Below are 8,605 nucleotides of genomic sequence, written 5' to 3'. Positions count from 1 at the left end.
TGTCTCGCATCCGTGACGCCTCCGTGATTCGGCGTCACAGACAGAATCACGGCAGATTCATACGCGGCAATAGGCCCCGCCGACGATGTGGGTAATTGAAAGCCGGATCACACCGAATAATACATATCGTATTCGACCGGATGCGGGGTCATTTCGAAGCGCATCACCTCGGCCATCTTGAGCTCGATATAGGAGTCGATCTGGTCGTCGTCGAAGACGCCGCCGGCCTTAAGGAAGCCGCGGTCCTTGTCGAGGCTCTGCAAAGCCTCGCGCAGCGAACCGCAGACGGTCGGGATCTTCTTCAATTCCTTCGGCGGCAGGTCGTAGAGATCCTTGTCCATCGGCTGTCCCGGGTGGATCTTGTTCTTGATTCCGTCGAGGCCGGCCATCAGCATGGCGGCGAAGGCGAGATAGGGGTTGGCACCCGGATCGGGGAAGCGGACCTCGACGCGCTTGGATTTCGGCGATGAGCCAAACGGAATGCGGCAGGAGGCCGAGCGGTTGCGTGCCGAATAGGCGAGCAGCACCGGCGCTTCATAGCCGGGCACCAGGCGCTTGTAGGAGTTGGTCAGCGGGTTGGTGAAAGCGTTGATCGCCTTGGCATGCTTGATGATGCCGCCGATATAGAACAGGCAGCTTTCCGACAGGCCGGCATATTCGTTGCCGGCGAAGGTCGGCTTGCCTTCCTTCCAGATCGACTGGTGGACATGCATGCCCGAGCCATTGTCGCCGAACACCGGCTTCGGCATGAAGGTGGCGGTCTTGCCGTACGCATTGGCGACCTGGTGCACGACATATTTGTAGATCAGCATCTTGTCGGCGTTGCGGACCAGCGTGTCGAACTTGATGCCGAGCTCATGCTGGGCGGCGGCCACTTCGTGGTGGTGCTTTTCGACCCGCACGCCCATTTCGGCGAGCACGGTCAGCATTTCCGAGCGCATGTCCTGTGCCGAATCGATCGGCGGCACCGGGAAATAGCCGCCCTTGATGCGCGGCCGGTGGCCGAGATTTCCGGTCTCGTAATCGGTGTCGTCATTGGACGGCAGTTCGGTGGAATCGAGCTTGAAGCCGGTGTTGTAGGGGTCGGCCTTGTACTTGACGTCGTCGAACACGAAGAACTCAGCTTCCGGGCCGACGAAGATCTGGTCACCGATGCCTTCGGCCTTCATGTAGGCCTCGGCTTTCTTGGCGGTGCCGCGCGGATCGCGGTTGTAGGATTCCCCCGAGATCGGATCGAGAATGTCGCACAGGATGACCATGGTCGACTGCGCGAAGAACGGGTCCATATGCACCGTGTCAGGGTCGGGCATCAGCACCATGTCGGACTCGTTGATCGCCTTCCAGCCGGCGATCGAGGAACCGTCGAACATGACGCCATCGGCAAACATGTCTTCCTCGACCTCGACGACATCCATCGTTACGTGCTGCAGTTTGCCCTTCGGATCGGTGAAGCGCAGATCGACGAACTTCACGTCGTTGTCCTTGATCTGCTTCATGATGTCTTTGGCTGTCGTCATGTCCCTGCTTCCCTATGTGATGACGTTTTGAACATGGCCTTTTAACGGGAAAATTCAGACGGCGTCCATGCCGGTTTCGCCGGTCCGGATACGCACCACCTCCTCGATGTTGGAGACGAAGATCTTGCCGTCGCCGATGCGGCCGGTCTGGGCGGCCTTGCGGATGGCCTCGATCGCGGCTTCGACCGCATCGTCGCCGAGCACGACCTCGATTTTCACCTTCGGCAGGAAGTCGACGACATATTCGGCGCCGCGATAAAGTTCGGTGTGGCCCTTCTGGCGGCCAAAGCCCTTGGCTTCGGTGACGGTGATGCCTTGCAGCCCGGCCTCCTGAAGCGCTTCCTTCACTTCGTCTAGCTTGAACGGCTTGATGATCGCTTCGATCTTTTTCATGTAAAAAGTGGCCTCCACTGCCAAAAAAGACGGGTTGTGAGCCCCGCTTGCGCCTCAATCAAGCACGAACTGTGCCAGTTGATGCGGTGCCGGGCAGCCTCACATGATTTGGATAGCATGCCACGCGGGAATGTACATTCGCGTCATTCGCTGCATTGGATGCGCCATGAATGCCGCGAGCCTACACACCGCCGCTCCCGCCGTCCGCACAAAAATTGAGCAGATCGGATATTTCATGGGCAGCCATGGAATTGCGAACTCGTCGTTCCGAGCGCTGCCGGAGTGCTTCGTAGCCTTCGCTGTTTGCTTCGGATCAAAAACTGGACAATGCTTCGGGAGATGATGTGCATGTCGCCCGCATGAGCAACGAACTTCTGTCTCCGTCCGAAATGGCCGAGGCCGACCAGCTGGCGATTGCCGCTGGTCCATTCGACGGCATCGGGCTGATGCGCAATGCCGGCGCTGCGGTTGCTGCCGTAGTGCTCAAGCGCTACTCGAACGCAACACGCGTCCACGTGCTTTGCGGCCCCGGCAACAATGGCGGCGACGGCTATGTCGTGGCCCGCATCCTTCGGGAGAGCGCCGTCGACGTCTCTTTATGGGCGTCCGGATCGCCCACAGACGGCAGCGATGCAGCACTCGCTGCTTCGGAGTGCCCGGTCGAGGCTGGACCGCTGTCTGATTTCGTTGCTAAGACGGGCTCGATCGTGGTCGACGCGCTTTACGGGGCGGGGCTGTCCAAACCGCTGTCCGGCGACGCCGCCAAGGCGATCGAGATTGCTGCGGAGCTGAACTTGCCGGTTGTAGCGGTCGACCTGCCGTCGGGCGTTGCCGGTGAGAGCGGCAATGTCCTCGGCCAGGCCTTCCGCGCCCGAACCACCGTGACCTTTGCGCGAAAAAAGCCTGGTCACCTGCTGTTTCCGGGCCGCGAGCTGTGCGGCGACATCGTGGTCGCCGATATCGGCATAAACAACAGCATCGTTGCGCAGCTTCAACCGCGGACATTCGAGAACATTCCGGCGCTCTGGCTTGGCGGCCTTCCGGTTCCGGCCGTCGACGCCCATAAGTATAAACGCGGCCATGTCGGCGTCTTTTCCGGCGAGCCGTCAGCGACGGGTGCTGCGCGGTTGTCGGCATTAGCCGCGGCCAGGAGCGGGGCAGGGGCCGTCACCTTGCTGTCACCGGCGAACGCCATGCAGGTGAACGCGGCGCATCTGACCTCGATCATGCTGCGCAAGGTAGACACCGTCGCGGATGTGGACGAATTCGTCGGCAGCCGCCGGCCATCGGCCTTCGTTCTCGGCCCGGGATTTGGCATCGGGGAGAAAACGCGCGATTTTGCCCTGGCCGTGCTCGGCGGCGCCCGTGGGCAGGACAGCGGGATCGACGGGCTGGTGCTCGACGCCGACGGCGTCACCTCGTTTCGCGACGCGCCGGATGCCCTGTTCGAAGCCGCCCGTCGACCGAATACGCCGGCTCTGGTGATGACGCCGCATGACGGCGAATTCGCCAGGCTTTTTCCAGATATCGCCGGGGACAAGGACCTGTCCAAACTCGCCAAGGCACGCGCCGCAGCCGAACGGGCCAGCGCCACTCTCGTCTACAAAGGTGCCGACACTGTGATTGCGGCCCCCGATGGCCGGGCAGCGATTAACAGCAATGGCGCGCCTTGGCTGGCCACCGCCGGTTCGGGCGACGTGCTGTCGGGCATCATTGCCGCGCTGCTGGCGCAGGGCATGCCGGCCTTCGAAGCGGCCTGTGCGGCAGTCTGGATCCATGCCGAGGCCGGCAGCCGTTTCGGACCGGGGCTGATCGCGGAGGACCTGCCGGTGGCACTGGTGCCGGTGCTGCGCGAGCTTATCGAAGGTCGCGAGATGGCTGCCGAATGAACCGCCTGTTCGCGCTGCTCGTTGCGATCGTTATTGCCGTATTCATGGCGCAGCCCGCGCGCGCCGAAGCTCCACTGACGATCGTCGACGACCCGGCCGTTCTCACCGCCCTCGATAGCACAGGCTATGGGTTCGCCGGCATTTTCGGCGTCGATGGCAAGGGCGATTTGAGGACGCTTTACGACAAGGCGCCGGCCTATCACGCGATCGTCGAAACGGTTGCAAGCGACGTCGCAGCATTGCGGGCCGAGATGAAGGCCGGCGGGCGGCCACTTTATGAGGTGACCGACGGCAATGTCGGCCGCATCATGGACATGCGCTGGCTGAAGACCGACGCAGCACGCTTCCGCCTCGTCGGCATCGTAAATCGGCTCGATCGGCGCGATTTTTCCGCGCTGAAAGGCGACAAGAGTTGCGGCGAAGTGCGCTTCGTCTATCGTCTCGCCTATAGCTTCAAGAAGAACGGCAAGGTTCTGGCCTCGCGTCTGCCGTTCAATTTCAGTGCCGTCTACAGCGCCGCGCCGGATGCCGACGGCGGTTGTGTCGGCGTCGCCGGACGCTGGACACCGCAACTCGATGAAAGCGTCGATGCCGGCTGGCTGGCCGGTGGCCCGCTGGAAATGTCGGCGCTCACCTTCAAGCAGCTCGAGCTCAATGCGCAGGTGGTCCGCTTCCCCTCCGGCCAGGAGACCGAATTCGGCGGGCAGGCTGCCTATCTCATGCGCATCTTCGGCATCGATGGCGCGGCTGCCAGCGAAAAGCCGTTGGAAAACACGCCCGATGCGGCACGCCTTGCCGAAGACACCGCGCTGAAAGCAAAACTTGCGGACTATGTCCGCACCAATGTCGCGACGGTCGATCTCGGCGTTTACCAAATCCCCGACGAATTCTTGGCAAAGAAGGTCGTCTCGTGGTCGACCTTCGGCAGCGCGAGGCAAGCCAACCACCCATTCACGCCGCTGTTCCAGCCCGCGGATTTCGCCGGGATCGACTACTCCGCGCTAAAGCTGGTGCGCACGCCCGAGGCGCTGGTCGAGCGACTGGACAACGGCGCCTGCCACGGCTGCCATCAGGCGGGCTCGACCGCCGGCTTTCATTTCATCGGCCTCGACGACAAGACGACCTCGCCGCTCAACCGCATCGAGGTCGGCATCTCCCCGCATCTCCACGCCGACATCCCGCGCCGCGGCGCCTGGCTGCGCGCGACTGCCGACGGCAAGGAACCGAACCGCTTCCGCCCGCTGTCGTTCGCGCCGCCGGCGACATGGAACGATGCCGGCGAAATCGCCTATTCGCCGGCCGAAATGGCGATGCCGTGCCTGATGCCACAGGATGCGGCCCGCTTCGGCGCGACATGGCAATGCGGCGCCGGCACCGTCTGCACGCCGCTGGCGACCGCGTCCGGCGTGCGCACCAAGCTGGCGCAATGCCTGCTGCCCAAGGATAGCGAAAACATGTTTTCCGGCCACCCCTGTTTAACGGGGTCCATCGCCAGTAACCCGGCACAGCCTTTCAATGACCGCTATACCATCACCGGCCAGTTCGCGGCGTTCGCGCCAGGCATTTCGCGTACCAGCTACACCTGCCGACCGCCGAAGATCGGCGTGCCGGCGGGTATCGCCTATCGCGGCTGCGACAACCGGGATCGCAGCTTTACCGCCTTCAAAACGGGCAAGCCGATGCCGAACGAGATTTGCGGGTTGGTTGGCGGCAAAAAATTCGATACCTGCGTGGCGACCAATAATTTCGACCAGTGCCTGGGCGGCGCCGTCAATCGCGGTAATCGTCCTGCCTGCTCGGCCGACCATTTCTGCCACGAGGATTATATGTGCCAGTCGCTGCCGCCCGACACGCCCGGTATCGGCAAGGTGAAGGGCATCGGCTTCTGCTCGCCGACCTATTTTATCTTCCAGATGCGCATCGACAATCACGCCACGCCATGGGCGAGTGCTGTCCGCGCGACGACGGGGGCCGGGTTTGGAGCGGTGGAAGCGGAATAGGCTGTCAGTTGCGGGTGGCGGCGATCGGCAAAAAAAGCGTCCCGCACTTGGGTCCCGCTGACACCAATGTGCGAACACCGCCTTAGCGTTGAAGATAGTCCTCCATGTGCCCAGTCCACGTCTTGTTGAATTCCGCAATATGTCGTTCGGCTGCGTTCGGGCCCAGCAGCGTCGAGAGTGCCGTGACGGCTATGGGTTGGATGTCGGGCGCTTCTCCGTACCCAAGTGCCGCCAGCCTCTGTGCCCATGACGGATGCGTCGACCTTTCGTCATCTGGACGTTCCCACGCCCTGTGAACGCAAGCGTTCAGGTAAGTGTGTTCCGACAACTGCCCGGCCATTTCTAGAAGGCGGTCGAGTGGTGGCCGTGGTGGTCGCATCGCTCCCATCAGTTCCTGGTGCAAAGGGTCATATACCTTTTCCTTGAAGTGCGCGTCTGCTGCAGCAACAAGCAACAGAGCGCGCGCAGCTTGTTCAGCGTTACCGGATACTGCCGCATGACGATCCGCCTTGATCTCGGCTTCGCGCGATAGCCGGATATCCTCCCGTTCAAAAGATTTCGACAGCCAGCCGATTGCAGCGTGAAGGAGGCTGCCTGAGATCGTCGTTCCTGGAGGTGCGTACTCGAAGACAAATTCGAAACTGTTCTCGAATTCGGCGAGATTGAGACCGCCATTTGTGTCCTTGTTCCGCACATGCGCGTCTTCATGGGCAAAAATTGCGGCGAGGGCCTTTTCGTCGGCCACGGCGAGGAGGGGAATGCCAACGGTCAAAAACAAGCGGCTGCCGAGAAGTCCGAGCAGCGTACGCTCTTCCCGCACACTGGCGTTAAGGTTGTCCTCCAGCGTAATGACCGTGCGCGCCGCCCGGCGCCGTCCAGCAATCGTTTCCCACAGCGCCCACAGCCCAGGCGCCTCCGCTCTGCTCACGCCCTTGACCTTGCTGCGCCGAAAACCGGCAAACAATGTGCCGAACAGGAATGCCGCTGCGGTGGTCGCGATCGGCATGGCAACAAAGCCACTGACGATGAACCAGATCGGATGGCTATCGAGCAGGGACATCCAGACGCAGAAAATGATGGCAGCCGGGGCAACGAAAAATAGGACTGCAAACCTGCCAAACCGCCGCCCAGCGCTGATGATCATGCGCGACATTCAGAATCACAGCGGGATGTTGTCGTGTTTCTTCCAGGGGTTCTGCATATCCTTGTTGCGCAGCATCCTAAGTGCGCGGGCGATGCGCCGGCGGGTCGAATGCGGCATGATCACCTCGTCGACATAGCCGCGCTCGGCGGCAATGAAGGGCGACAGGAAGCGATCCTCGTAAGCCTTTGTATGGGTTGCGATTTTCTCAGCGTCGCCGATATCCTTGCGGTAGATGATCTCGACCGCGCCTCTCGCACCCATCACCGCGATCTGCGCCGTCGGCCAGGCGTAGTTCATGTCGCCGCGCAGATGCTTTGAGGCCATCACGTCATAGGCGCCGCCATAGGCCTTTCTGGTGATGACGGTGATCTTTGGCACGGTCGCTTCCGCATAGGCGAACAAGAGCTTGGCGCCATGCTTGATCAGCCCGCCATATTCCTGCGCGGTGCCCGGCAGGAAACCGGGAACGTCGACGAAGGTGACGATCGGGATCGAGAAACAGTCGCAGAAGCGCACGAATCGCGCCGCCTTGCGGCTGGCATCCGAATCGAGCACGCCGGCCAGCACCATCGGCTGGTTGGCGACGAAGCCGACCGTGCGGCCCTCGACACGGCCGAAGCCGGTGACGATGTTTTTGGCGAAACTCTGCTGGATCTCGAAGAAGTCACCCTCGTCGGCAACTTTAAGGATCAACTCCTTAATGTCGTAGGGTTTGTTGGCATTGTCGGGGATCAGCCGGTCGAGCGACAGATCGTGATCGATGACCGACTGGTAGCATTCGATCTCGGGAATTTCCGCCGTGTTGGAAGCGGGCAGCAGATCGATCAGCCGGCGCATCTGCAGCAGCGCCTCGACGTCATTGTCGTAGGCCCCATCGGCGATCGAGGACTTCGTCGTGTGGACGGAGGCGCCGCCGAGGCTTTCTGCGGTCACCGTCTCGTTGGTGACGGTCTTCACCACATCCGGACCGGTGACGAACATGTAGGAGGTGTCACGGACCATGAAGATGAAGTCGGTCATCGCCGGCGAATAGACGTCGCCGCCGGCGCAAGGACCCATGATCAGCGAAATCTGTGGGATGACGCCGGAGGCCAGAACATTGCGCTGGAAGATCTCGGCGTAGCCGCCGAGCGCCGCCACGCCTTCCTGGATGCGGGCGCCGCCGGCGTCGTAGAGGCCGATGATCGGCGCGCGGTTGCGCAGCGCCATCTCCTGCACCTTGACCACCTTCTCGGCATGCGCCTCGGACAGCGAGCCGCCGAACACCGTAAAGTCCTTTGCAAAAAGGTACACAGGCCGGCCATTGACGGTACCCCAGCCGGTGACGACGCCGTCGCCGGCGATCTTGGTCTTCTCCATGCCGAAATCGGTCGAGCGGTGCTCGACAAACATGTCGAATTCCTCGAACGAGCCTTCGTCGAGGAAGACGTCGATGCGCTCACGGGCCGTGAGCTTGCCCTTCTTGTGCTGGGCGTCGATGCGGGCCTGTCCCCCGCCCATGCGGGCGACCTCGCGGCGGCGCTCGAGTTCCTTCAGCACGTTCTTCATGACCGGTCCCCGAAACGGAAAGCTGGATTGTGGTAATCATGCCCGCGGGAGAGCGCAAGCGCCGCTTCCTCATGGCCTTTGCTGCGCTGCAGCATCAGGCCCCTTGCATTTCGA

At 61.9% G+C, this 8,605-nt stretch carries 6 protein-coding genes; 2 read left to right on the top strand and 4 right to left on the bottom strand.

Translation table 11 applies throughout. From position 1 onward, the window contains the following. Positions 1–107: 107 nt before the first annotated feature. Both glnA and NKJ94_RS06975 read right to left on the bottom strand, forming a co-directional pair. The gene (gene glnA / locus NKJ94_RS06980; protein WP_352523841.1) at positions 108–1,517 is read right to left on the bottom strand and encodes a type I glutamate--ammonia ligase; all 1,410 of its coding nucleotides are present in this window, start codon (positions 1,515–1,517) and stop codon (positions 108–110) included. A gap of 54 nt (positions 1,518–1,571) precedes the next feature. Continuing rightward, the gene (locus NKJ94_RS06975) at positions 1,572–1,910 is read right to left on the bottom strand and encodes a P-II family nitrogen regulator (RefSeq protein WP_019857988.1); all 339 of its coding nucleotides are present in this window, start codon (positions 1,908–1,910) and stop codon (positions 1,572–1,574) included. 359 nt (positions 1,911–2,269) lie between these two features. On the opposite strand from NKJ94_RS06975, the gene NKJ94_RS06970 reads away from it, so the two are divergent. Together NKJ94_RS06970 and NKJ94_RS06965 are read left to right on the top strand one after the other, a co-directional pair. After that, positions 2,270–3,799 (top strand): NAD(P)H-hydrate dehydratase, encoded by a 1,530-nt coding sequence (locus tag NKJ94_RS06970; protein ID WP_352523839.1) that lies wholly within the window; start codon positions 2,270–2,272, stop codon positions 3,797–3,799. Then, the gene (locus NKJ94_RS06965; protein ID WP_352523837.1) at positions 3,796–5,799 is read left to right on the top strand and encodes a hypothetical protein; all 2,004 of its coding nucleotides are present in this window, start codon (positions 3,796–3,798) and stop codon (positions 5,797–5,799) included. Before NKJ94_RS06970 ends, NKJ94_RS06965 begins: the two co-directional genes overlap by 4 nt. 82 nt (positions 5,800–5,881) lie before the next feature. Here NKJ94_RS06965 and NKJ94_RS06960 read toward each other — a convergent pair whose 3' ends face one another. Next, positions 5,882–6,943, bottom strand: coding sequence for a M48 family metallopeptidase (locus NKJ94_RS06960; RefSeq protein ID WP_352523835.1), 1,062 nt, complete (start codon positions 6,941–6,943; stop codon positions 5,882–5,884). A 15-nt stretch (positions 6,944–6,958) separates the two neighbouring features. Further along, a complete protein-coding gene (locus NKJ94_RS06955; protein ID WP_352523833.1) occupies positions 6,959–8,491 on the bottom strand; it encodes an acyl-CoA carboxylase subunit beta in 1,533 nt (510 codons plus the stop codon). Positions 8,492–8,605 lie beyond the last annotated feature (114 nt).

It is taken from the genome of Mesorhizobium sp. M0060, from assembly GCF_040323155.1.
Taxonomy (GTDB): Bacteria; Pseudomonadota; Alphaproteobacteria; order Rhizobiales; family Rhizobiaceae; genus Mesorhizobium.
This window is presented reverse-complemented; position numbering and strand designations above follow the sequence as displayed.